This window comes from Agrococcus sp. Marseille-P2731 (genome assembly GCF_900117395.1).
Classification (GTDB): Bacteria; Actinomycetota; Actinomycetes; order Actinomycetales; family Microbacteriaceae; genus Agrococcus.
The window spans coordinates 220,650-244,637 of record NZ_FPEG01000002.1 but is presented as its reverse complement, the minus strand read 5'-3'; the positions used below and the strand labels follow the sequence as shown (position 1 = coordinate 244,637).

Here is a 23,988-nt window from a genome sequence, read left to right as displayed (position 1 = left end):
ACCGACTCAAACGAGACGCGCCGTCCAGTATTGGCTACGGTGGTCCCATGACCGATTCGCAGACCTGGATGATCACCGGCGCCAACCGAGGCCTCGGTCGTGCGCTCACCCTCGGCGCGCTCGACGCCGGCCACTCCGTCGTCGCCACCGTGCGCGGCGACCACTCGCTCCCCGACCACGAGCGACTCGCGGTGCAGAGGCTCGACGTCCGCGACCGGGATGCCGCGCACGAGGCCGTGCAGCTGGCTGCCGCAGCGTCGGGACGCCTCGACGTCCTCGTCAACAACGCCGGCTTCGGCCTGATCGGCGCCATCGAGGAAGCGACAGAGGCCGAGGCCCGGGCGATCCTCGACACCAACCTGCTCGGCCCGCTGTGGCTCAGCCAAGCGGCCGTCCCGATCATGCGCACCCAGGGCAGCGGGCACATCGTGCAGATCTCGACCGTGGGCGCCGTCGGCACCATGCCGATGCTCGGGCTCTACAACGCCACGAAGTGGGGCCTCGAAGCGTTCAGCGAGGCCATGGCAGCAGAGGTGCGCGGGTTCGGCATCCGCCTCACCCTCGTCGAGCCCGGCGCGCTCGACACCGATTGGGCTGGCAGCAGCATGCGATTCAGCGACTCCTCCCGTGCCTACGACGATCTCCGGCAGAGCCTGTTCGGGACGACCGAGGTGCCGTGGCCCGCGAGCGATCTCAGCGGCGGGACGGGCGCAGCCGACGCCGCCTCGGCGATCCTCGCGCACGCCGTCGCCGTCGACGATCCGCGCCTCCGCCTCCTCGTCGGCGACGATGCTCCATCGCAGGTGGCCGCCGCGCTGGACCTCCGCGAGCAGGACTACGCCCGGGATCCGCGGTACCCGGCCTCTCGCTCGCAGCACTGAGCGGATGGCGGTGCCCTTCCGCCAGGAACCCGGCTAGGCCGGCAGCGTCGGCCACCGTCCCACCGACGAGCAGTGGCGAGACCGCGGAGCACCCCGGGCCCGAGACCGTCGATGGTGCGCTCGCCCGCGCCCGCTTCGACCTCCTGGACGAGGTGCTGACCACGATCTCCGAGGTCCTCACCCCGCTCGCACCGGGCGAGGCCGTGGCCATCGAAGGAGAGTGCGCACCGCGCCTGATATGCTTAGGGCACGAAGCATTTCGACGGCAACCAAGGAGACGAGTCGCTCATGGAGCACCCGAGCGCAGACGCCCCGCGATGGCCGCACGACCGCGACCCTCAGAACTTCACGTCTGCCGACAAGCTCGCATGGAGAGTCGTCGCGTACTGCGCCGCCGGCTTCACCGTCCTTGGGACGACCGCCGCCATCATCGGCTTCGCAGTCGCGGCCAACGGCTGACGAGGGGTCTCGCGGAGCTACTCGGCCGCTCGGTCGACCGTCGCGATCAGTCGCGTCATCAGTCGATGCAACTGCTCGAGCTCCGATCGGTCGAGCCCGAGGCGGTCCATCATCTCGGCAGGCACCGCAAGCGCTTGCTCTCGGAGACGCGAGCCTTGCGTCGTGAGGGTGATGTCCAGCACGCGCTCGTCGTCTGTTCGCCGGGTCCGCGCGACGAGACCGGCGGCTTCCAGCCGCTTGACGAGCGGTGACAGCGTTGCCGGCTCGAGACGCAGCTGCTCGCTCAGCTCGCGCAGCGAGAGCGAGCGCGAACCCCAGAGCGCCAGCATCACGAGGTACTGCGGGTGGGACAGGCCGAGAGGCTCGAGCACCGGCCGGTACGCGGCCACGACGCTGCGCGACGCTACGGACAGCGCGAAGCAGACCTGACTCTCGAGCGCCAAGACATCCGCCGTCGCCTCGGGCATGTCATCGCGCACCACGCTTCCATCCTAGGCGCGCGCCTGGCGCTGGAGCCCGCCCGGTGCGCGTGCGCGCCTCGGCGTCTCCGTGAGCACGAGCAGTTCCCCGCCACCTCGGCAGAGGGGCAGGGGGCTCGTCGTCGCTGGTGGAAGCAGATCGACAACAGCCCCTACCGGGCACGGGCAACCCGTTCCAGCCAACCGCGCCGATGTCTGAGGTGGATGCCGAGCGAGACCATGTCGCGGGCAGCATGCCATGCGAACGCGCGTAGGTGTCGATCCGCGCTGCGTTCGCTTCGGTGGAGATGCCAATCCCCCGGTCAGACGGGAGTTCTTGGTGGATCTGGGGGGACTCGAACCCCCGACCCCCTGCCTGCTGTTCGACTGTCATATTCCGCTACTTTCCGCCGGTTTCGGGCCCGTTCTCCCCCACCCATGCCTACACGATCCCGCCCGATCCCGCTCAAAGTGGACACATTCTTGGACACCTTCTCCGCTCGTTATTTCGGCCGATGCGCAGCACGAGGGCCTCTCTTCGGAATCGACAGCGACCGCCCTCCTCGCCTGCAGGGCAGCGCCGAATACAGCCCTGTCTCCGCGTTGCACCGGCTCGACGGATGGTCGGTCCGCAATCGGTGACCGAACGGCTGGCCGCGCTAGAACACGCTCGCAAGCTCGATTGACCAAGCGCTCGCGACCGGCATGGCCGGCGAGCGCCCGATCTGGCTGACAAAGCCGTGCAGCCGCACGCTGGGCCCCTCAGCCCGCGACTTCCCGCGAAGCGAGTGCAGTATTTGGGCAGCACGATCCCTCGTCGCTGAAGATCGCGGCGATCTATCGGCTTGTGGCCACCTCGGTCGCCGCTCAGCACAAACCGACCGGGCGGAGCTTGCGGATCCCACGACGCGACAAACTGCAACCGCGTTTCGCTTGCCCCCCTGGTCAACGCGGGTCTGCCCACCGCGTTTCGCCCGCCCTTGCGAGCTGCGAAGGGACGTTGACAAGGCTCTATGCCCGTTGTCGGGCTGGCGAGGACATTCGCTACGGCATGGCAGACTCTGCGGTCTAGAGCGGCTCGGCCACCACGACGACAAGCAGTGTGACCCGATCGCTGTGCTTACGAGAAGCACGGGGTCATGTGGATGCCGGTCGATAACGACCGACGAGCCGGTCTAGCGATAGGGCACGACATGCTGTCAATCACTGACGATGGCAAGCGTAAGCTCCAGGCGTTCTCGACCTGCCTCAGCCTGATCGCGACGCCCCTGCGCTGCCGTATGACAAGCACCAGACTGACGGCGTGGACACGAAGACTGACCACCACGGCCATGACGCGCTGCGCAAGGACTCATCGAGCAACGCACATCGGGTAAGACGAAGTCGAAGGTCAAGCGAGGCAGATATTCGCGCTAGTGTCCGTGGGAAGCGCGCCCACCCGAATGGGCCGACCGGCTGATTGAGGGGAAATGGATGTCTGCGCAGTTTCGCGACGTTGATCATGTGAACTTGATTATGCCTAGCATTCCATCCAACGATGCAGAAGCAGTTGGCCTTTATGCTCGCGGCGTCGACGCTGCGTTGCGACAGCAAGCGCCCGGAGCGGCGCACCACCTTTCGAAGGCAGCGGAGCGCGGGCATTCAGGCGCGATGCACGAGCTGGCTCATCGAGCGCAGACTCAGTCCGACACCACGACAGCTGAAGATTGGTTCCGCCGAGCAGCCTCCGCTGGACACTCGGGCGCCATGTTCAGCCTAGGAACTATTGCGCGAGCTAGGAGCAACGCCTCCGACGCGATCATGTGGCTCGAGCGATCGGCGGCGATGGGGTATCTGCCAGCCATGGTCAACCGAGCAGCGATGGCAGAGCAGGATGGCCAGCTGGAGGTCGCACTGCATTGGTATATCAAGGCGGCAGAGGAACACGACACGATCGCCACTTTCAATGCAGGCCGAGTGGCGGCAACCTTGGGGCGGCGGGATGAGGCCCGGGTCTGGCTGCGGCGCGCGTCGAATGCAGGAAACAGGGAGGCCATGGACGCGCTTGGGATCTTGGAGGCTAGGTCCGGGAACTTCGCGGTGGCGCTCGACTGCTTGATTAGCGCCGCCAAGAGCGGCGAGGTCGATTCCATGGTGAACCTTGGCCATCTCTTAGAGATGAACGGCCAGACTCTCGCCTCCTGGGACTGGTTCCGTCAGGCCGCTGATGCGGGAGACGTCGAATCACAGCGGAGAGTGGCAAGACTTCCCCCCAGGCGCGATCGCCTCTGAACGTTGACCTTCAGATTGCTCTATGCAGTAAGTGCGGGTTGTGCTATCTCGGAGATGATGACCAGGGGCTCATCGCAAGTCAGGGTTAGCGGCGGTCCGAAGCCGCCAGCTTCGAGCAGGGATTGGGCGATGTAGTTGGCCTGGTTGCGGCAGCCCAGGACGGAGCCGCAGAGATGCTCGAGGCCGCCATCGATCGCCTTCGTCGGCCCCTTCGAGGTGCCGGGCCGGTCGAAGGGGGCGAGCACGTCAGCGGCACACTGCTTCAGCGTCCGTTCCAGCATGGACACCTCGCGCGGCGCTGCGAGGGCTTGACTTCTCCTGCGCATTGATGCCGCCAAGCGCACGAACGACTTCGAGCGCCGAACGCGTCGAGTTCCTGACGAGTGGGTTCGGTTCCCAAGGGCTTCGGGCACACTGTTCCTGTGCGGACTCCTGACTCCATGATCTCAGACCTACTAGGGGATGCGCTGGCGAATCCGCCGTTCACCCAGTTCATCGCAGACCACCGCCCGCTAGGCCCGACGTTGGCGCAGTTCGGGCAACTAGCTATCTCGTCGATCCACGCCACCAAGACGCTCGTCGACCTGGAGCGCATCGAAAGTTCGCTGCACGTTCTCTTGGCGTCAGTCCGGCCACAGTCTCCGGAACTGGCGGGCGGTGGGCACGGGAGTGTGCAAGAGGGCGAGTTTTGGGGCCCAGCACACGACGACGGCTCGAGGCCCGCGCTTACCCGATTTTGGTTTAGGCGCCAGATCCTCGGAGCCGCCGGTCTGCTGATCAGGTGGCCGTCCGAGTGCTCCGTACCTGTCATCGACCGCGACTCCGAGCACCCTTACTTGGCGGCGGGTGAGGCAGTCTGGATCGTCCGTCCGATTGATGGAGACGATGATTGGGCGCTCTATACGCCTATCGACCTAACGCATGAAGAACTCGAGCAGGTGCATGCCGGCCAGCTTTCAGTACAGAAGATCTACGACGATCGCGAAGCGCTCATTATTCCCATAGTCGATGCAATTCGAGCAGAGACCGCTGACTACTTCGACGTGAAGTTACCGAAGCTGGCCCAAGAGGCACTCGAATCGAGACGGCTGAAACTGGCCGCATTCTCCAGCGTGACCACCGGCGTCGCGTTCCCCAACGAGTGGAGGCTCAAGACGCCGGAAGTGACACCGACGACTGAATCGATCGACCCAGAATCGACACGCAGTGTCACGACTCCGTTGTTTCGGGACCGACTGGCCGAAGCGAGCTTCGAGGAGCTTCAACGGGCTATACGTGTTTGGGCCAACGCAGTCGAGCGCTATCCCGCGGCGTTCAGCGCTCTTGACGAAGAGCGTGTGAGCGATCTCCTGGCCGCGACCCTTCATGCATCACTCCCGGGAGCAGACCGCGAGGTCTTCTCGAGGCGCGGCAAGACCGATATTCAAGTGAGGGCAAAGGCCCTGGATGATGGCTCTAGCGAAGCGCGCGTCTTCATCGCCGAAACTAAGTGGGCCACTGGGTCGAGAGTGGTTCGCGAGGCCCTGGACCCTCAGCTTTTCAGCTACCTCAACTCCGCTGATACTGCGGCTGTTCTTCTCCTGCTGTTCCGACAGCAGAATCGCGTTGCCGCCTATAGTCGTCACTTACCGGTGCTGAAGGCAGTCCCGGGCTTCGAGGCGGAGGAAGCTTCGGCCGTCCAAGGTTGGAAGATCAATCGATACAGACGCGACGGCAAGGAACTTCGCCTCCTGATTGCCACGGTGCACATACCGCCCACGAAGCCATTAGGAGTCTAGTGCGAGCGAATTGACAATCGATTCGCTGCTCGAGGAAAATCGAGCCGCGATTCCCCGGCAGCGCCCCCGAGGGAGATCATGCGCCGGCACGCGGAACTCATCGAAACCCTCTGAGCAGGAAGCATGCCCGGCCGAACCGCGGGGCTGCGGGGCGCGGGAGACGTCACCTGCCAGAGCTCATCGAGCCCGTCGTACCAGTGGTGACTGCCGGAGGTGCAGACCACCGTGAGGTCAATCATGTCGGCCACGCGGCGGTCGGGACTGGGCCCCGGCTTGTCGCGCGAGGCGAGCCATCTTGGGAGGCCCATACGGAACGCGTCCGCCTGGTCGGCGGTGAGGGCGTATGGGTGATCCTGCGGCGGCAGCGCGCCCCTCAGCTGTCGCGCTTGCCTCATGACGACCATTGAAGTCGCGGAAGATCCCGCGCCCGCGAACGCGCCCTTCAGGCGTCGGTTCGAACCGGATTGCGCACCAGCTGCCTAGCGAGCGATTGGGCCAGCATACCCAGGGCCCTGCTTCACCCAGTCTGGGACGTCCCGCACTAGGTAGCGGACGGTCCCCTCGCGTTGGATCGCGCGCGGCCCGGTGCCTCGCTGGCGCCGCCGCTGGACGGTCTTGACGCTGAGGTCAAGCATCGCTGCCACCTCCCGGTTGTTGAGCAGGATGCCGGGAGTCTTCTCGAAGATGTCGGTGCGCACTCGTGTGCTCTCGTTGGTACGGACGTCTGTTGGGGTCACAGTAATCAGCATCTGCGGGAGAATGCGGCGTTGACGACGCGACGTAGGAAAGGTGAGGAACCGTGACCGCGCGTGAGGTCCGCGCCGACGGATGCCCTCGAACATCGGGCAGCAACTGCTCGGCGTCTGGATCGGCGGCACAGTCGTGGCGGGATGCCGTAGCGACGACGGTCGTTCCGTGAGTGCCCGACACGTCCTATCGGCGAACTGCGTGCTTGCGGTGCGGTGAGCAGCCCGACGCGAAGCGGGAGATCGCCTGATGTCCCTGCCGACCATCCCACAACGGCCCCGCCGAGTCATCTTCACCCTCGCTATCGGCGGGGCGATCCTCGCTGCGGTGGTCGCCGTCGGGCTCTACGGACTGCCGCTCGCGCCGCAGCCGGGCCTCTGTCGGGGACGGCAAGGCGGGCGCGCACGCAGGGTGTGAAGATCATGCTGGGTGGTGTGACACTCGGGCCGACCTCCAGACTCGCGGGCTTGCCCTACTCCGAAAGTTCGACCTCCGGCGTGGAACGCACTGTGTCAGACCCCGGGGCAGTGAGGAAGTAAGCATCCGCTTCCTCGATGGTGTGGAGAATCTGCTCCTCAGCCACGCCGACCGAACGGGCAAATTCGACCGTGCCGAGGAGCTGGAGTTCGACATTCGCGGTGACATCAAAGGCACGGCTTTGAAGATCGCGATAGTAGTCGTGCGCTGCGATGATGCGGACGTACTCGGCCTGAAGTTCGGCATCGAGGCCATCCACGTACTCGTTGATCTCCGCGGAGCGCGCCTCGATCGCTGCGTTCTCGGCTTCGCTTAGGAACTTCTTGCCCTGAACGAGGACCACGCTCGCAGCGATGGAACCGACGACAGCACCGATGATTGGGATCGGGATGATGATCTGGCCGAGGCCTGCGCCTAGCGCAGCGCCGGTCGCCTCGATTGCGTTGAAGAACACCACGTCGGTGAACTCATCGTCATCGAGCTTCCCTGCACGATGGTTTGCCGCAGCAGTCGCGAGACCGATCGTTCCCGAAGCAACGGCGGCCGCCGCAGGCGCGCCCATCCGGCAGACCTGCGTGAGCCCGTAGATTGCGAGGCCGGTGACCCCGCCCCTGAGGCTGCCCTTGGCGGTCTGGATGCCTCCCTCACGCCAGTCGTTGCTGTCGAACTCCCAGATCCTGGTCCCCTCGCGGTGTCGGCGATAGACGTACGCACAGAACGAGAGCGTGCCTTGTACTGCTACCGCCGTGCCGGCGACCTTTGCCGCTTCGCCCCAGGACGGCGCGGCCTGCTGGGCTGCGCTTGCCCGCTTCGATGCAGAGTCATCCTTGATCTGCTGGCGCTGATCCTCCGCCCTCTGCCGCAGGTCGGCGGACTTCTCGTCCAGCGTTTCGCTGATCGCACCCCGTTGGACTTCGGCGTAGGCCAGCTTCGAGGGCCTCATCCAGCTGGAGTACGGCTCCCCGCGTGCGGCGCTTTCCTGTTCAATGAACTCGCGGATTGCATCGACCTTCTTCGCGGACAACGCCGAGCCATCAAACTCGACGAGGGTCTGTCCGCGCATGATTCGGTCGAAGACCTCGAAGTGGTCCTTCGGGAACATCATTTTCATGTCCCGGTAGTGCACGGACTGCAGGACTTCGTTCTGCGGGTTCGCGTAGAACTTCATCTGGACCGGGATGCCCCAGGAAATTAAATCGGCGCGCCCATTGTCGGCGAGCACGCGGGTCAGTGGGCGGATACCTTCTATCGCGCGTTCAGCGTTTGCGACTCCTGCTTCCGCATATTCCGCAATGAAACCATGGAGACCTGTCGTGCCACCGCGGTTAGCCTCGATGATGCCCTGGACGCTTATCCGTGCGAGGTCGAGGTCGAGGAGCGCCCGGGCCTCTCGCGAGGCGGCTGTAGCCAGCCCCTCAGTCTCGCTAACGAGTATCCGCTCCAAGTTGGACACGAACTCCGCGAGCCGCGTTGCTTCCAGGTAGTTGACCTGCCCGGCGATGCCCTGCGCGACCGCGTTCCCAGTAGCGCTATCCTTCGGCGTCAACAGCGATCTCCTTATTGATCAATTGCGCGAGGGTCAGGTTCGCGTTGACCAGCGCCGCCGCTAGCTGCTTCTCTCCGTCGGTGAAGGACCCGTAGTCCGAAATGGGGACTCGACGGCTCAACCCGGATACTTGCGCGATTTGGGTTGCGGTCACTCGCCGCAGCGCGTCGATTTCGGCACCAGTGCGATCGAAGCGCCGAATTGCGGCCTCAACGTCAAGTCGCTCCTCATTCGCATCCTCGGCCGCCTTCTTGTTCTTCACCGCGGCGGCCGTCCCGACGCCGACCGAGATCAGCGCAGCTGCTCCCGCGATGGTCCAGCCGACAGGCCCAGCCGCGGCAAGCAACACGCTGCCTGCCGCCATACCGCCGCCGCCAGCGGCGAGCGCGCCGCCGCCGAGCCAAGCGAGGGCCGCGTTCGTCGCCGCTGCACCGGAGAGGCTTGCAACCGCTGTGCCTGTTGACGCCACCCCGAAGGTCGTCGCGACGCCCATTGCCGCGGTGGGCCCCATCGTTGCCACTGCTACACCCAACGCGCTCAGCGACGCCCCCGCCGCCGAGCCATTGGCGTTGCGCTTTGCCTGAGTCTCGGCCCTCTTGATCTCGTTCCGCTTGCCCTCGAACGAGCGGATCTCCGTCGCGGTCCTCTCGAGCGACACCGCAAACGCGCGGGGAGCGTTCGCGAGGGCGTTGATATGATCAGTGACAACCCGCACCTGCTGCGCCGCCTCCACGCGCAAGTCGTAGAGACCCTCTACTGCGGTCTCGAACTTGCCGGTCGAAGCGGCATACCGCTCGACGGCTTCGTTGAAGCCCTCAACGGCGCGCTTCCGCAACTTCGAGTTGAACACAGTGCGCTCCATGGCCGGGTGTCTGAACTCAGACAACGGTACAGGCGGCGTCCGACAATCCCGGGCGCCCCTATTGTCGTAGTAGCGGCAATGCGTACCTGTCCTTAGCCGATCCGAGGACGAAGACCTCGTTCTCGCTTGGCTCATCGATCCAAATCGAAGTCACTTCTTCGAGCCAAAGTATGCCTTCCGCAGCAGCAGGCAGTGCGCGGCACCGGGGACGCGCGAGCGGATCGCCTCGCGCGCGAGTCGCTAGGGGCGGGCAGCGACGCCGAGTGGGTCACGAGCTGCGGAGACCTCGGGCGCCGAGTCGCCGCGCCGCCCACCTCGACATCCCGCTTCCTCCTGCGCGACGCCGACTTCACGCGCCAGCCGCGCTAGCGGTCCTGGCCCTTCTGGATCCGGTTCTAGGACGCACAGCTCGGCGGAACGATCGAGCACCTGACATCGGACGCCGGGATGACCGCCGTGACGCCGGACCGGTCGATGACCCGCAAAGCGCGAACCGACGTCATCTGGGCCCGACGGCGAACTCACCTCTTGAATAGCTTCGCGAACTTTTTCAGCGCCGGAGCCAGGCCCACGTTCCAGTCGCCCACGGACTCCTCGAGCGGCTCGGCCGACGTCCTCGCCGGCCTCAGCGGGATGCCCTGCATCGAGTCGGGCATGAACGGCGCGCGCTTGCGCCATTCGCTGAAGTAGGCATGGGCCATCACCAGTTGCTCCACCGGCCCGCGCTTGCCGAAGTCACTCAGCACGTCGTCAAGTGTGTCTTCGTCGTTCACGGTCGCGATCGCTACCTCGCTGACGGTCGACGCGCTGAGTCCGGGATACATCTTCGAGGTGTCCTCAGGCGGCTCGCCGTTGGCCCGGAAGTAGTTCGGCCGCCAGGGATCGAACGGCCCTCCGATAGGGCAGCCACTCACGTCGTCAACCCAGTACTGCGCCACTGCTTCTCCTCGCTGTAGAACCCGGCTGCCTCTCATGAGACGAGTTCGCTTCGCCCCACCGGCTCCCACATCTTGACGGAGCTCGAGCACCCAGGCTGCCGCGGAGACGGGATGCGGACCTCTTTTTCACTCGACAGGAGACGAGATGCCGACATTGTGCGATCCGCTCACCTACGGCGAGGAAGCCCGGCAGGCGCCGCGCGGTGGCGCACGCGCCGCGCACTTTCGCTGCGGCAGCCCAGCGTCGCCCACGTGCCCCTGCAGCACGGTGACCTTGTCGCCACCTAGACCGACAACGACATGGTCTCGCCGTCTGCCGCTGGCTCGGCCACTTCCGGCTCCGCTACGACCGCGTCGACCAGCAGGGCCGCGTCAGGGACATCTGCGGAAGCGTGCGGCGCGCTCGACACAGGTCTGGGAGCAGCGCTTTGAAACCGTTGAGAGCAACAAAGGGCCCGCGCGCAGCGCGGGCAGCACCATAAGGGGACCCGCTGACCCACGTCTCTCCGGCGCCTGTAGTGACGCGCCGCTCGAGCGCTGCCGCAGTCACGATGAGCCCGTGCCGTCTAGCAAGAAGTTCTGCACGGGGCGATCCACGAGCTTCGCGATCTCGAGCCGCGTGACCCGCTCAACCTCGCCACGGCCGTACTTGGATGGCTGACGGTCGGCTTGGCCACGACCCGCGCGACGATCTCTTCCGAATCGAACTCCGCCGTCATGTCTCGAGCTTTACAGACGGGCGGAACGGTGCCCCGGAGGCTTGCGCCGCGGACGCCGCCACCGCAACGGCAGGGCAGCTCCACTAACTAGGAACTCACGCGCTGTCGTTCCATTGGTCGATGTACTTGTGCGGTCGCCGCCGGACGAGCGTGTCGAGCGGGGAGCCGTCCGATGACATTACGTTGACGTCGAGCAGCTCGTGCGCCGCCACCTGCAGTGCATCATCGAACTCATTCTCGAAGGCCAATCGGCTGATCTCGCGACCCACCCCGGCAAGGATGTCAGCGACTTGGATTCGAGCATCGAACCTCGAGTCCGCCATCCTGATCGCGCGCAATTGAGCTGGCCTCCACGGACTCCCCGGTATCGGAAGATCGACACTGGCCGCCAGGACGATCCACTCGCGCATCCGTTCATCCAGCGCCGGATAATTGTCACAGACGAACTCGAACGGCACATCGCCGATCCTCCAGCGCCAGGTGCGCGCAACCGCGGCGAGCGTAGGCAGCATCGGATCCATCTCTTTGAAGGTGTCGAGACTTGGACCTTCGTGACCGTACGCGTGGTGTCGGACGTCTGCCAGAGTGGCCAATACCCCTTGGAGTGCCTCGTTGCTGCAATTCTCGGTCGCACGGTCAAGCGCATCAAAAAACGGATGCACTGTTGGGGGCATCGAGTTCGCACGAGCATAGGAACGGATCAGTTTGTTGAACTCCGTGAGGACAGTGCTCCACCGTTCATGCCCGACTGCGGCCGGGGCTTCGGCGTGCAGGGACGAAGCCAGTTCACGCCCCAAGCCGACGAATGCCATCGAGGGCAATCCCTTAGCATGAGCATCCTCCTCAAGGAGCAGGTCGACCATCTTCGCGGTCACGTAGAAGGCCTTGTCGACGATCGCGATGTTCCCTTGGATCCCGAGTCGGTGCAGTTCTGTCAATAGCGCGTACCGATTGCTCGGCTGGAGAACAGCCTTGGACTTGAGCTCTGAGGCCCTGCTACCCGATGCGGCCCGCAGCCTGTCCACGATGTCGAACGCCTCCTCGCGCGAGACGTTCACACTCGCGTGCACGAATACGGGGTGTGCCGCGCTCATCAGGTTCTCTCCCTCTGAACCCGACTCGTCACACGCGATCGTGATGACCGTTCCGTCCGTCACGTTGCTGGCCCTCCTCGTCGCGCTCAGTTAGCGTATCGAGCCACCCGTCTATCTGCCGCGCGCCGCCCGCAAGGGCCTCGGTTGCCGCCCGCATCGCATGCGGCGGAGTAGCTCACGGGGGAACCATAACCACGGCGCACCTGAAGGCCGGGCATGCCTCAGTCCTCGTCGTCCTGCTCCGTGACCTCACCGTCCTTGTACTTGACCATGCGCGCGTAGCGCATCGGCTTCGGTCATCGCGCCAAGTGCGGAGGGGCTTGACGGAGACGCCGAGCAGTGCGCTGTGGAACTCGGGATCCACCATCGTGCCCGGCGATTCCGCGCCGGCGGCGCCGAGGTGCGCTTCGACCGGACGAGGCGCCCTAAATGGTCTCCGCACCGCACGACTCATGATCGTGAGGTCGCCGCGCTCGAGGCGCGCGCGCTGCGGCAGGGGCGGCCGTTGCGGCTGGCGGCGGCGACCGGAGTCCCTCCCCGCACGATCTCTCGGATCCTGGAGCGGCACGGCGTCCCGCCGCTGTCGGCCTGCGACCAGATCCCGGGCCAGCCGATCCGCGCGAGCCGGGCGAGCGGGATCCGATACGAACGGTCCCGCCCGGGCGAGCTGGTCCATGTCGACGTGAAGAGGCTCGGTCGTATCCCCGACGGCGGCGGCTGGCGAGTCCACGGCCGGTCCGAAGAGGTCCGCGGCCACGGCATCGGCTACTGCGACGTGCACGCCGCCGTCGACGACCACAGCCGCCTCGCCTACGCCGAAGTCCTCCCCGACGAGAAGGGCGCCACCGCTGCCGCCTTCCTCAGCCGCGCCGCCGCCTACTTCGCCAGCCGCGGGATCGAACGCATCGAGCAGGTCATCTCAGACAACGCGTTCGCCTACCGCCACTCCCGGGCGTTCATCGACGCGGTCGCCTCGCTCGGCGCCGCCCAGCTGTTCATCAAGCCCCACTGCCCATGGCAGAACGGCAAGGCGAAGCGCTTCAACCGCACGCTCGCTACCGAATGGGCCTACAGGCAGCTGTTCACCGGCAACCAGGACCGACACGACGCGCTTGCACCCGGGCTAGAGCACTACACACTGAACGGATCTACTCCAGCTACGGGCTCCCGCCCGCAGCCGTACTGTCTCCAACCCTGTGACTCGGTACATCTGGAGCGCGGGCATCGTGCGCCACCTGTCACTAGGCCTTGCTGTCGCTGGTGATCTTCGCCGTGTCCTCTTCCAGCGACTTCCTCAGCGAGGCATGGATCTCATCGGTGATTTTGACAGACCTGTCAGGCTTCGCGATGATGCGCCGGAGTCGCATGAGGTCGCCATAGAGATTCACATAGGGATCGATAGCAGGGTCGGCCCCATCCGCCAGGCTGACGCACGCGAGCAGACGGCCCTGGACACCCGAAGTCTTCCCCCACTCCTCGTCGCCGAGGTCGAGAGTGTGGATCGCGGTGATGAGACGCTTCTTCGCTCTGCTGAACGCCTCGTGATCCTCGCGGTCCGCGTCCATCAGGTCGAGAGCCGCAGCCAGGATCCGCTCGACACCGGCCCTTCGCTCGGCTCGCACCATCCTCCAATCGTCCAGGACGCGCTTCCAGAGTTCTATGAAGAAGGGGGCGACGGCACTGCCGAGCAGCACCGACAGCAGCGCCACGACCGGTGTGACCCAGGCGTCAGTGCCTGCGTCCCCGGTCGGGGCGGGCGCGGTCGGAGCGGGCGTCGCAGTGGCGAGGAGCAAGAACGGGCGCATTCGGTCAGACTGGAACGGTGAAACGAGAGCGGGATGCCTTCGACAGCATCGGGCACCCGCGCTGCCCGAAGTGTCTGGTGCTGTGTGAGCCGCTCGGCAAGCCACAGCACGGCGCGTGCCGCTGTCCAGAGTGCGGGATGGTGCTGCTCTAGCGTCATCTCCTCGTGGCGCTAGTGTGACCGCATGGATCAGGCACTTGACTTATTGAATGCTATGAAGGATGCCGAAGCGGCGTCAGAGGTGCGAAACTTCGACGTTTGGATCACCGGACGTCCAGTACGAGTGGAGCTGCACGACACCGGTGAGGGCGCCGGCTCGCTGCGCTACTGGGCAGCGGCTTACTCGCCTGACGTGCCAGAGCAATAGCGGGGCATTAACGACAACGGTCGATCGCAGGGCAACCCCGAGTCGACCGTCAAGGGGGCTCTCGACAACGTTCACTGGTGGATCTTCCGCTCCGAGGACTAACGCGGACGCCCATACTGCGGCGACTGCGGGTACAGGTCTCCCTCCCAGAAGCCTCTCTTCAAGAGCGCGTCTCGTGCGTACTCGCGCCGAACGCGAAGGGCAATGAGTCGGTCCTCGCGCTGGTCTTCGTAGATCCACTTGACTGCCGCGTTCTTCAGTCGGTAGGGGAACGAGCCCTTTTCGCCGTCAGAGAATCCGGGATCGACAATCGTGATCTCGCGCTCCTCCCTCTCGTTAAGCCAGCGAGTGATGGCGACGTTGATGTGCTCATCGCGCATTGAGTAGCCCACGACCAGCAACGCACGCTCGCGGGCGATGACTCGCGCGCGCTCACGTGCCGTCATCGACGCAGCCTGCGGCCCGACGATTCCATCGGACAGCTCGGGCTCTTCTGACCGAGGCCGCTCCCGCGTCAGCGCCGAGGAACGACTGCGGCCGGCGTCCCCGTTGGGAGGCCGGCCACAGTCGCAAGGAGCCGTCGGTCAGAAGTCGTCGTCCTCGACGATGACCTGCGCGCCGAACGCCTGCGCCTTCGCCTCGATGGCGCCCTGCTGCCCGTCGGCGGTGACCAGGGTCAGGTCCAGGGTGAGCAGTTGGTGATCGGCCGGGTTCGCCGGGTCAATGACCTTCCGCAGCTCCTGGAGCAGCTGCCAGGCCTGCTCACGGGCGTCCGCACCGGTGATGCTCTTGTTGCTCAGCTGCATCCGGTACCGCTTGTAGACCGTCGGCCCGGGGGCGGGCGGCGCCGGGGGTGTGCGTCCCGGCTGCTGGCCGCCGCCGCCACCACCGGGCAACTGGCTCCCACCGGGCAACGGAAGCTGGTCGTCGTCGCCTCCGGTGGGCTGACCATCACCGCCAGGCTGGTGGCCGTCCCCGTGCTGGTCGCCACTGCCGGGAGTCGGGGCGGGCGGCACAAGGTCGGGCTGCCGGCGGCGCAGCGTCTGGTTGATGGAGTTGATCGAAATCTGTGCGGGGCCCGCCACGGCGAGGCGGTTGCCGTCGGTGTCAACGAGCTCCCAGTCGCCGGTGATCAGCTCGTAGAGCACGCGGCGGATCTCGTCAGTGGAGGGCACCAGCGGGAAGGCCGGGTTCTTGTAGAAGGCCTGCACGATCTCCCGCGGGGTGAGTGCCCGGTCGAACTCGCCGAGCAGCGCGGCCAGGTAGCCGGCGCCCAGCCCGGCAGGCTGGGTCGCGCGGCCGGCGTCGACGAGCGCGGTCCAGACGTGGCCGCCGTTGAGCGCGGTGCGGCTGTCCTCGTCGAACCGCTTGTACTCCACGTGCAGCTCGCCGGCGCGGACCAGGTAGGCGTAGTGCTGGTAGGCCCGCTCGATGTCGCGGCGCAGCTTCTTCAGCGCCTCGTCGTGCTTGGCGTTCGCCTCCTTCAGGTCGTCCTCGGTGTCGGCGGAGAGCTGCTTGATGACCTCACGCCAGGCGAGCACCTCCGCGGCGCGCTTGAACGCCATGTCCCGGCGCTGGGTGTTGACGCAGGCGATGACGCAGCTGGCGGCGTTGTCCACCCGCAGCGGGTGGTCACCGAGCCCGAGCAGGGCGGTGATGTCCTCCCGGCTCGCGGAGTCCTTGCCGTTGAGCAGCGTCCAGCGCCGTGGGTCCAGCAGCACCAGCCGGGTCTCGTTGCTGTCGACGCCGTCGAAGGTCGTCTCCAGCGGCTCCTCGCCGGTGGGCATGTCGACCGTCACGAGGTTGTCGAAGACGCCCTTCGACGCGAGCTTCTGCGCCTGCTCCCACACCAGCTCGCCGCGGGCCTCCGGCGGGACGACGGCTGCCGCCGCGGTGAAGTACATGCGCAGCGTCTGCTTGATCGACAGGTGGTAGCGGGCCGGTGCGTTGGTGGGGGTGGTGACCTCGAGGGCACCGAGGCCCTCGTCGCCGGTGAGCTTGTTGAAGACCTCTTCGGCCGCCGGGTACGGCGCCAGGGCACCAGCTGGCTCGAAGATGGCGAGCATGAGCTCGGCCTTCGTGGCGCCGCGGCGTCCCTGTCCCCGGCTCACGATCGAGTAGCACAGCAGGGCGGTAGCCATCCGGACTGCGGGTGCCGGCTGGCCAACGGTGACGCCGTCTCGCCGCAGCACCGCGTCGACGTTCACCGCACGACCGCTCTGTCCGTCGGTGCTGGTGACGTCGGTGTTGGCCACGGCCCGGTAGCCCTGGATGGCGCGGTCGTTGCCCAGCAGCAGGCCGGAGGACAGCAGCTGCTCCAGGGCGACGGTGAGCGGGATGTCACCGACGCCGATCAGCGGCGGCGCCCAGCGGCCGGCCTTGTGCTCGGTGACCCAGTGCAGCGCGGTGCGAGCAAAGATGGCGACGGTCGAGCGGACCCGCTGGAAGCCGGAGACCTGCGACCATTCCTCGCGGACCAGGCGCATCAACTCCGGGTGGAACGGGTAGCTGGCCGTCACCCGCTCCTCGAACCCGGGCAGACCACGGTTGGCGCCCAGCTTGTCGAGCACCTGGTGCTTCCAGGCATCGTCGGCGGCGGCGGTGACCCGGCGGGTCAGGTCCCGGAGGGGCAGCTCAGCGTCGGAGAGCTCGAACAGCCGCCGGCGGATGATGGCGGAGAAGTCCTGCGCCTCGGTGACGGCGACGGTCTGGCCGTTGCGGACCAGGCGGGCGGCGACGTAGTCGCGGAAGTCCACCGCCGCCGGCGAGTAGCCGCGCTCGTCGAGTTCGGAGCGGATCATCACGACGACGAACGCCACCCGCGGCACGTCGTCGCAGGCGTCCATCAGCGCGTTGAGGAACGCCTTCTCGCTCGGCATCGTGGCGATGTGGGCCGCGTCGGCGAGCGCCATGACGTAGTCCATGAGCTCGTCGAGCAGGATGAGGACCGGCCGGTTGGTCTCGCTCAGCGCCTGCTGCAGGGTGCCCTTGTTCGGTCCGGCGGCGACGTAGCGCTGGTAGCGGTCCATGTTGCCGCCGACTAGCGCCCAGATGAACCGCTCGAACAGGTTGGTGGCCGGGCCGAACACCTCGTTGGTGGCGCCGGGGCTGAAGTAGTCCGCGGTGAGGGTGACGGTGACCGCGTCGGTGAGGTCGACCTCGCCGGTTCCGCGGGCGGCCTCGGCGTACACCTGCTGGCCCAGATCGGTGGCGAAGAAGCCCTCGGGGCTGTTGGCCATGTGGAACAGCCCGACCAGCGCGTGGCTCTTACCGCCACCCATGCCCTGGTCGAGGTGGAACAGCGCCGGCGCGTCGGCGGTGGTGCCCAGCCGGCGGGCGACCCGGGCGAAGAAGCCGACCAGGTTGGGGGTGGGTTCGGTGATGTCGCCGTAGTACTCGACCTTGCGGTAGAGCACGTCAACGGTCTGGTAGACGGCCTTGTGCAGGCTCATCTGCAGCTCGCCGACTGACCCGTCGGAGGCACGGACCTCGGGCCGCAGCTCGAGGATGTCCGCCCAGTGCTGGGCGGAGTTGTTGGTGGTCACGCCAGGTCCTCCCCGAACAGCGTGAGCTGTGCCCGCGCGTCCGAATCTGCCGCGGCCGCTGCGGCCACGTACTCGATCATGGTTCCAATGGTTCCGGCGTTGCGCTGGACCGCCGTAAGGGCCTTCGCAACCGGGTCGCTGGTCGGCAGCTGCCGGACGACCTCGGCGACGATGGCCCACAGGTGGGCGTCGTTGGGCTGCCGGTCGGCGGTGGCCATGACGCCTGCGACGGCCTCGGTGCCGCCGTTGTCCCAGGCCTTGGCCATCGCCCGCGCGACCTCGAAGTGCGAGGACCGGTCGCTGACTGCATCGGGGGCGTCCAGCCGCAACTTGAAGCCACCCTTGCTCTCGGTCAGCAGCGCCCCGCGCAGCTCTTCCAGCCGCAGGTTGTCGGCTTGCGCGAGGAATCGGGCCTCGCCCTTCGGGACGTCCGTGCGGCCGTAGAGACGCTGCCAGAACACTGCGAAGCGGGTGGGCGCGTCGAAGGTTTCGAGCGGCAGCTGGTCGAGCTTGAGGGCGGTCGCGTCCCGGACCGCGGCGCGGGCCAGCGTGAGGTAGCGGTCCAGGCCGGCCTCTTCGCCTCCGGGGGACAGCACCTTGCTGTAGCGGCCGTAGACCTCCATCGCCGGTCCGTAGGCGGCCATGAGCTGGTCGGTGAGTGCCAGTCCGTCGGCGTCCCACTGGCGCACCGCGGCCTTGACTGCGGATGTGACCTCGCGGTCGACCTGGGCGACGGTGGCGATCGGCCGCTGCGGTGCGGCAACCCTGCAGCCGATGGTGACGGTGACCTTGATGCTGGCGACGCCGGTGTTGGACGTCTCGGTGCGCGAGGGCCAGGAGCTGGTGACGACGAACCCGGCGTCGCGCAGCGCGCCGAGCAGCCGAAGCCAAGCGTCGGGGTCGGAGTGGCCGAAGACGACGACAAGGCGGCCATCCGCCCGCAGGACACGCTTTGCCTCGGCGAAGGCGCGACCGAGCATCTGCTCATAGAACTCGCGGGTGCGGTGCTCACCGGGGGCGTTTCCGCGCTTGACGATGATCTCGTCGGTCTTGTCCTGCACGCCGACACCGCCGAACAGGTCGGGCATCACGTCGGCCAGGCAGCGCTTGAGCCAGACGTAGAACAGGTCGGAGGCGTCTCCGTAGTCGATCATGTTGTAGTACGGGGGATCGCACACCACCGCGTCGACGGTGCCGTCGCGGAAGGGCAGGGCGACCGCTGACGCGCGGCGGAAGCGGCCGGGTGCCGCGTTGGGCGACTCGGCGATGACCTTCTTCAGGGCCTGCAGGCCGCTGCCGGTCACGCTGTCCCAGGTGCCAGGACCGGTCCCCGGGCCGGACTCGAGGTAGTCGAACTGGAAGGAGACCTTGCTCTCGTCGGCGAAGATGTCGTGCACCTGCACCCAGGTGCCCTTGCGAGTGGCATTGCCGCCAAAGGCGGCCAGCTTCGCTCCCCGCGTAGACCTGCGAAGCCGGCGCTGCAGGTTGGCGGTCGCGTACCCGGCCAGCGCCGCGGCGTAGTCGGTGGACGCTCCCGCGGCCAGCAAGTCCGCGTGCACGGCACGGATCGCGCGTGTGGTCTCGGCGAACAGCAACGTTTGGCGGGGGTTCATCAGGTCCCCGTAGGTGCGGTAGCCGTAGCCGCTGGCCCGGATGGTGTCCTGGTTGCCAGCCGGAATGGGCTCGTCGGGGACGGCGGGCATGTTGCCGACCGGCGGGAGGGTGACGAGGTCGACGCGGGCCGCGGCGTCGATCTCGTCCCGACGCGGCACGCGGAAGGTCTTGCCGAGCCCCTCGTTCTCCTCGCCGACCACGAGCAGTGCGTCCTCGTACTGACCGGCGAAGCCCTTCCCCTTGACGGAGTCCAGGCTGTGCACGTGTCCGCAGAACAGGCACCGGGCGCTCTTGCCCTTGCGGCCGGCGGCGGCGGAGAAGGTGGGTTCCTGCGTCGGCGCGCCGTCGATGACCTCGCTGCGCCACCGGTCGCCGTCGGCGATCAGCAGCAGCGACTGCCCGAGGTCGCCGTCGCGGCCGGAGGGGAACTGCAGACGCATGCTGCCCACCAGCGGGAAACGCCGGCGGCAGTTGTCGCAGGGGATGGTGACCGCCCACAGGTAGGCCCAGGGGAAGCGGCCGTTGGCGGCCTTCGGGTAAAAGTCGGCCACGGCATCGGCGACGCGTTGCTCCACCTCGGCGAGGACCGTGCGGACGTCGGCGACGAGGCGGGGCTCGTCCTCGCCGAACAGCCCTTCGCGGGCCGTGTCGCCGGCGGGCTTGAAGGGCAGTGGCAGCTCGTCGCTCCAGTCGCGCATCGGATAGTCGGCCAGCAGTCGGCCGCCCAGGGTGGCGACCGGGCTCAGGTCCGTACCGACGGAGGTCACGCCGAGCCGGGCGGCCTCAAGCGGGATGATCCCCCGGCCGGAGAAGATGTCGAGCACGACGGGACGCCCAGCCGGATAGGCGTTGCGGATGCGCGCGCTGAGATCCTCCAGGGCCGCGCGGTCACCGTGGCGCACCGCAGCCCGGACCAGGTCCTTCGCGCCGTCTTCAGCCGGGGCCAGTGTGGCCAGCACGGCCGCTCGAGCTTGCGCGATCGGACGGGAGGCGAACCAGGTGAACAGCGCCTTCTCGCTGCGGCCGGAACCGGCGGTCGTGCCGACGGCGGCATCGACGTCGGCACAGGGGAACCAGTGGTCGATCAGCCGCTCACGCATGTCCCCCACCGTGCCGGTACTGCCCGTTGCGGCAGTCGCCTGTGCGGCCTCGTTGTTGGTCACTCGTCGTCCTTCATCAGTCGCTTCAGGTCGGTGACCTTGATCTGGAACCGTTCGATGCGCCGGGGACCGGCGGCCAGCTGGCCGGCCGGGTCCTGTGCGCGGAGAGCGACCGTAGGCGCGGTCCCGCAGTTGGTGACCACGTACAGCCAGTAGTCCTCGCCACGCTGCTGGGCCTGCGCCCACTCGTGCTGCTCCAGCCACACCGGCATGAGCCCGTCCTGGAAGCCCTTGACCTCGACCAGCCGCTGCTCACCGGTGTGCTTGTGACGGGCGAACAGGTCGTAGCCGACACCGGCGGTCTGCCGGTCGTCGACGACGTAGCCCAGCCGCTCCAGCTCCTCGAGCACGGTGGTGATGGCAGCCTTCTCGCTGTCGGGGTCGTAGCCGAGTTCCGCGCTGCGAGCGCCGGCGGCCACCTGCGCCCAGCCTATGAGCCGCGGGGCGGTGCCGGTGACCTTGCCGATGTCCTCCAGCTGCCGCAGGCGCTCGGCCTTGAGCGCGGCGAAGGCCTCGCGCCGCTCGCGGCGGATGCCGGCCGGCAGCTCGTCGAGCTCGTCGAGGTAGCGGTACTCGACCTGGTCAAGCTGCTCACGGGCCTTCACCACCCAGGCGCTCCGTTCGGTGCGGACACGCTCGACCTCACGGGTGAGTGCGGTCTGCGCCTGGGTCATGCCCTCGGTGCGCACCGCGGGCGGCAAGGACGCCGCCGCAGGGGTGCCGGTGGTGTCCGGGCGCAGGGTCATCAGCGATTCCCAGCCGATCTCGAACGCACCGGCCCCGGAGAACCGGATGAGCAGCGGCGCCTTGCGGCGGTGCCGGCGGACGCCGTCGTGGGCCTCGACCTCACCGTCGTAGATGAGCAGCGTGTAGCCGGTCAGCGCGGCCGTGTCGATCAGCTCCGTGCCGCGGATGAGCTCGGTCTCTCCCGCGGTCAAGGCCAGGTCGACCAGCTCCGCGAACGGCTCCTCGGTCGGGCCGAGGACCACGACGTCGTCGAGGCCCTGGGCGCCGTCGTTGATCGCCTGACGCACCGAGGCGCCGTCGGCGGCGATGAGCCGCTCGAGTCCGCCGCCGAGTGCGGGCGGGAGCGGAACCCGGGCGCTGACCTCGCGGATGCCCTTCGCCGGGCCTGGACCCAGCGCCCAGGTCCGGGCGCGGGCCAGCTGGTCGACGAACGCGTCGACGATGACCGGGTTGATCGCCTCGAGCCGGTCAGCGCGGAAACGGGCCACCGCCTCGGCGGTGTTGGCCGGGGTGTGCAACCGGTCCTCGTCGGCGACCAGCTCGCGGGCGACGTCGAGGAGCTCCTGCGCGTCAGGCACTGACACCTGCACCGCGGTACCGCGCTGGGCCTCGACGAGGGCACGGCCGTAGTCGAACCCGGCGCGGGCAGCGGTGGCGTCGAGCAGGTCGAAGATCCGGCCGCCGAGGGACTGCCCGGCGGTCTCCAGGTTCTGCAGCATGACCTCCTGGACGCGGCCTTCGCGGGTAGCGGGGGCGACCAGGTGGTAGATGTGCACGGCGTTCTTCTGACCGATGCGGTGCAGCCGGCCCATCCGCTGCTCCAGGCGGACCAGCGACCATGGGATGTCCCAGTCGAGCATCACGTGCGCGGACTGCAGGTCGATGCCCTCGCCGCCGGCATCGGTGCTGACGAGCACCTGGAACTGGCCGTCGAGGAAGCGCTGCTGCAGCTGGTCGCGCTCACGATGGCCGACGGCGCCCTCGAGGGTGTCGACGGTGAACCCGGCGGCGGCGAACTCGCCGGCCAGCCAACGGGCGGTGTCGGCGAACTCGGTGAACACCAGCAGCTGGCCCTCACCGGGACGGATGCCGTGCTTGCCCATCAGCTCGCAGGCCAGCCGCCACTTCGTCGGCTGCTCGGCGGCCGCCTGCTTCAGGGTGTCCAGCACCGCGCCGATCCGGTCGAGCTCCTCACCCTTGTTCCGGCTGCGGGCGCCGACGACCGTTTCCTCGGCGCGCTGCCAGGCGTCGTCGTCCGCGACCTCGAACTCCAGGTCGGCGCCGACGCCGACGAACTCCTCGGGGACGGGCGCGTCGGTGCGGCCGCTGGCCGGGCCGCGCAGCGCCTCCTCACGGCGGCGGATAGTGGCGGCGGCCGCGACGATCGAGGAGGCGGCGCGCTTGCCGTAGATCGACCGGGCCAGGGTGGCGTTCTCACCGTAGAAGGCGTCGACGTAGTCCATGACCGCGGTGTAGGCGGCCTCCTCCGGACCGGTGAGGTCGACCTGAACGGTTTCGGCGTACCGCGGCGGGAACAGCGGGCGCCCCTCGAGGTCCTTGAGCTCCTCCTTCATGCGGCGCAGGAAGGACAGGGTGCTTGGGCGCAGCGCGTTGTCGTACTCGGTCTGCCGCGGATCCCAGGGGTAGAGCGTCGGGTCGAGCAGGTTCAGCAAGCCGCGGAAGAAGTGCTCCTTGCCGCGGTGCGGCGTGGCGGTGAGCAGCAGCAGGTGATGGGTGCGCACCGACAGTTCACGAGCGGCGGTGAGGTACTGCGACGTCGGGGTGAGGCGGTGCGCCTCGTCGAAGACGGCCAGCGACCAGGAGGCGCGGGCGCCGGCGACCTTGCGGCGCACGTCGTTGTTGTACGTGAACAGGTCCACCGAGACGACCCATACGCTGACCCGCGGGTCGAGCTCCTTCGGGTCGCGGGCGAGCTCGGGGGTGAGCCGGTCGGCCTCGATCGCGAAGTAGCGGTGCAGGTCGCGGCGCCACTTCTCGACCAGGTGGGCGGGAACGACGATGACAGTCTGTCCGGGGATCAGGCCGCGCCGAGTGCCCTCGGCGACATACATCCCGGTCATGATCGTCTTGCCGGTACCGGGCTCATCGGCGAGAAGGAACCGCAGCCGCGGCTGCGCCAGCATGTGGGTGAAGACGGCCTCGTCCTGGTGGGCGAAGGGCTTCAGCGGGCGTGTTGCCAGCACCGCCGAGCGGATACGCGGCACGGCGTACTGCATCCACCGGCCCCACAGCCCGGTCAGCGCGCGTTCCGGGTGGCCACCAGCGTCGTTGACCGGCACGTGCGCGCGGGCAAGGTCGGCGGCATCCAGCGACGCCCGGTCGAGCGAACCGTCGCTGCGGCTGAAAATCAGCTCGGCGCCGGTCAGCGTCGGTGTCGCCGAGATCACGGTGACCAACTGACCGTCGATGGTCACCTGCGCACCTGGATCGGGCAGCGGGATGGGCGTGCTCGTCACGACATCCTCTCCGTTGTCACCGGCGGTACCGTCCCGCTACTGGT

16 protein-coding genes and 2 pseudogenes are annotated in these 23,988 nt (G+C 67.4%); 6 read left to right on the top strand and 12 right to left on the bottom strand.

Translation table 11 applies throughout. The features are described from left to right. Positions 1–47 precede the first annotated feature (47 nt). Together BQ6202_RS05085 and BQ6202_RS14875 are read left to right on the top strand one after the other, a co-directional pair. Complete coding sequence (locus BQ6202_RS05085) at positions 48–881, top strand: SDR family NAD(P)-dependent oxidoreductase (protein WP_072313395.1); 834 nt, start codon at positions 48–50, stop codon at positions 879–881. 288 nt (positions 882–1,169) lie between these two features. Continuing rightward, positions 1,170–1,340 (top strand): hypothetical protein, encoded by a 171-nt coding sequence (locus BQ6202_RS14875; protein ID WP_159433615.1) that lies wholly within the window; start codon positions 1,170–1,172, stop codon positions 1,338–1,340. A 17-nt stretch (positions 1,341–1,357) separates the two neighbouring features. Here the strand turns inward: BQ6202_RS14875 and BQ6202_RS05080 are convergent, their stop codons facing one another. After that, entirely contained in the window at positions 1,358–1,807 is a 450-nt protein-coding gene (locus BQ6202_RS05080; RefSeq protein ID WP_072313929.1) for a MarR family winged helix-turn-helix transcriptional regulator, read from the bottom strand. A 1,464-nt stretch (positions 1,808–3,271) separates the two neighbouring features. Between BQ6202_RS05080 and BQ6202_RS14730 the strand changes: the two genes are divergently transcribed. Next, a complete protein-coding gene (locus BQ6202_RS14730; RefSeq protein WP_143143647.1) occupies positions 3,272–4,069 on the top strand; it encodes a tetratricopeptide repeat protein in 798 nt (265 codons plus the stop codon). Between the two features lie 20 nt (positions 4,070–4,089). Here the strand turns inward: BQ6202_RS14730 and BQ6202_RS05070 are convergent. Further along, positions 4,090–4,350: pseudogene (locus tag BQ6202_RS05070) on the bottom strand (hypothetical protein); the annotation flags it as partial. 141 nt (positions 4,351–4,491) lie between these two features. On the opposite strand from BQ6202_RS05070, the gene BQ6202_RS05065 reads away from it, so the two are divergent. Beyond that, positions 4,492–5,847, top strand: coding sequence for a hypothetical protein (locus BQ6202_RS05065; RefSeq protein ID WP_072313393.1), 1,356 nt, complete (start codon positions 4,492–4,494; stop codon positions 5,845–5,847). A gap of 479 nt (positions 5,848–6,326) precedes the next feature. Here the strand turns inward: BQ6202_RS05065 and BQ6202_RS15260 are convergent, their stop codons facing one another. The 5 genes from BQ6202_RS15260 to BQ6202_RS05035 form a co-directional block, all read right to left on the bottom strand. Then, entirely contained in the window at positions 6,327–6,596 is a 270-nt protein-coding gene (locus BQ6202_RS15260) for a helix-turn-helix transcriptional regulator (RefSeq protein WP_442855765.1), read from the bottom strand. A 470-nt stretch (positions 6,597–7,066) separates the two neighbouring features. Next, complete coding sequence (locus BQ6202_RS05050; protein WP_072313390.1) at positions 7,067–8,617, bottom strand: hypothetical protein; 1,551 nt, start codon at positions 8,615–8,617, stop codon at positions 7,067–7,069. Beyond that, entirely contained in the window at positions 8,601–9,467 is an 867-nt protein-coding gene (locus BQ6202_RS05045; protein ID WP_072313928.1) for a hypothetical protein, read from the bottom strand. Before BQ6202_RS05045 ends, BQ6202_RS05050 begins: the two co-directional genes overlap by 17 nt. 533 nt (positions 9,468–10,000) lie before the next feature. Then, positions 10,001–10,417: a hypothetical protein gene (locus tag BQ6202_RS05040; protein WP_072313389.1), complete on the bottom strand. Its 417-nt coding sequence runs from the start codon at positions 10,415–10,417 to the stop codon at positions 10,001–10,003. A gap of 814 nt (positions 10,418–11,231) precedes the next feature. Then, positions 11,232–12,293, bottom strand: coding sequence for a DUF3800 domain-containing protein (locus BQ6202_RS05035; RefSeq protein WP_072313388.1), 1,062 nt, complete (start codon positions 12,291–12,293; stop codon positions 11,232–11,234). Between the two features lie 262 nt (positions 12,294–12,555). On the opposite strand from BQ6202_RS05035, the pseudogene BQ6202_RS05030 reads away from it, so the two are divergent. Then, a pseudogene (locus BQ6202_RS05030) lies at positions 12,556–13,430 on the top strand (integrase core domain-containing protein); the annotation flags it as partial. Between the two features lie 41 nt (positions 13,431–13,471). Here the strand turns inward: BQ6202_RS05030 and BQ6202_RS05025 are convergent. Then, positions 13,472–14,035 (bottom strand): hypothetical protein, encoded by a 564-nt coding sequence (locus BQ6202_RS05025; protein ID WP_072313386.1) that lies wholly within the window; start codon positions 14,033–14,035, stop codon positions 13,472–13,474. A gap of 183 nt (positions 14,036–14,218) precedes the next feature. Between BQ6202_RS05025 and BQ6202_RS14725 the strand changes: the two genes are divergently transcribed. Further along, a complete protein-coding gene (locus BQ6202_RS14725; protein WP_143143646.1) occupies positions 14,219–14,401 on the top strand; it encodes a hypothetical protein in 183 nt (60 codons plus the stop codon). 98 nt (positions 14,402–14,499) lie between these two features. On the opposite strand, the gene BQ6202_RS05020 is transcribed toward BQ6202_RS14725, so the two are convergent. From BQ6202_RS05020 to BQ6202_RS05005, 4 genes are all read right to left on the bottom strand, one after another. Continuing rightward, the gene (locus BQ6202_RS05020) at positions 14,500–14,847 is read right to left on the bottom strand and encodes an SIR2 family protein (protein ID WP_072313385.1); all 348 of its coding nucleotides are present in this window, start codon (positions 14,845–14,847) and stop codon (positions 14,500–14,502) included. A 138-nt stretch (positions 14,848–14,985) separates the two neighbouring features. Then, a complete protein-coding gene (locus BQ6202_RS05015) occupies positions 14,986–17,946 on the bottom strand; it encodes a DUF499 domain-containing protein (RefSeq protein WP_072313384.1) in 2,961 nt (986 codons plus the stop codon). Continuing rightward, complete coding sequence (locus tag BQ6202_RS05010) at positions 17,943–20,723, bottom strand: DUF1156 domain-containing protein (RefSeq protein WP_143143645.1); 2,781 nt, start codon at positions 20,721–20,723, stop codon at positions 17,943–17,945. Before BQ6202_RS05010 ends, BQ6202_RS05015 begins: the two co-directional genes overlap by 4 nt. Further along, a complete protein-coding gene (locus tag BQ6202_RS05005) occupies positions 20,720–23,944 on the bottom strand; it encodes a helicase-related protein (RefSeq protein ID WP_072313382.1) in 3,225 nt (1,074 codons plus the stop codon). Before BQ6202_RS05005 ends, BQ6202_RS05010 begins: the two co-directional genes overlap by 4 nt. Between the last annotated feature and the right edge of the window lie 44 nt (positions 23,945–23,988).

What these genes read in the sequence shown, in the direction of transcription:
- BQ6202_RS05085 (WP_072313395.1), top strand. Translation starts at nt 48, where the DNA reads ATGACCGATTCGCAGACCTGGATGATCACCGGCGCCAACCGAGGCCTC.
- BQ6202_RS14875 (WP_159433615.1), top strand. Translation starts at nt 1,170, where the DNA reads ATGGAGCACCCGAGCGCAGACGCCCCGCGATGGCCGCACGACCGCGAC.
- BQ6202_RS05080 (WP_072313929.1), bottom strand. Translation starts at nt 1,807, where the DNA reads ATGCCCGAGGCGACGGCGGATGTCTTGGCGCTCGAGAGTCAGGTCTGC.
- BQ6202_RS14730 (WP_143143647.1), top strand. Translation starts at nt 3,272, where the DNA reads ATGTCTGCGCAGTTTCGCGACGTTGATCATGTGAACTTGATTATGCCT.
- BQ6202_RS15260 (WP_442855765.1), bottom strand. Translation starts at nt 6,596, where the DNA reads ATGCTGATTACTGTGACCCCAACAGACGTCCGTACCAACGAGAGCACA.
- BQ6202_RS05025 (WP_072313386.1), bottom strand. Translation starts at nt 14,035, where the DNA reads ATGCGCCCGTTCTTGCTCCTCGCCACTGCGACGCCCGCTCCGACCGCG.
- BQ6202_RS14725 (WP_143143646.1), top strand. Translation starts at nt 14,219, where the DNA reads ATGGATCAGGCACTTGACTTATTGAATGCTATGAAGGATGCCGAAGCG.
- BQ6202_RS05020 (WP_072313385.1), bottom strand. Translation starts at nt 14,847, where the DNA reads ATGACGGCACGTGAGCGCGCGCGAGTCATCGCCCGCGAGCGTGCGTTG.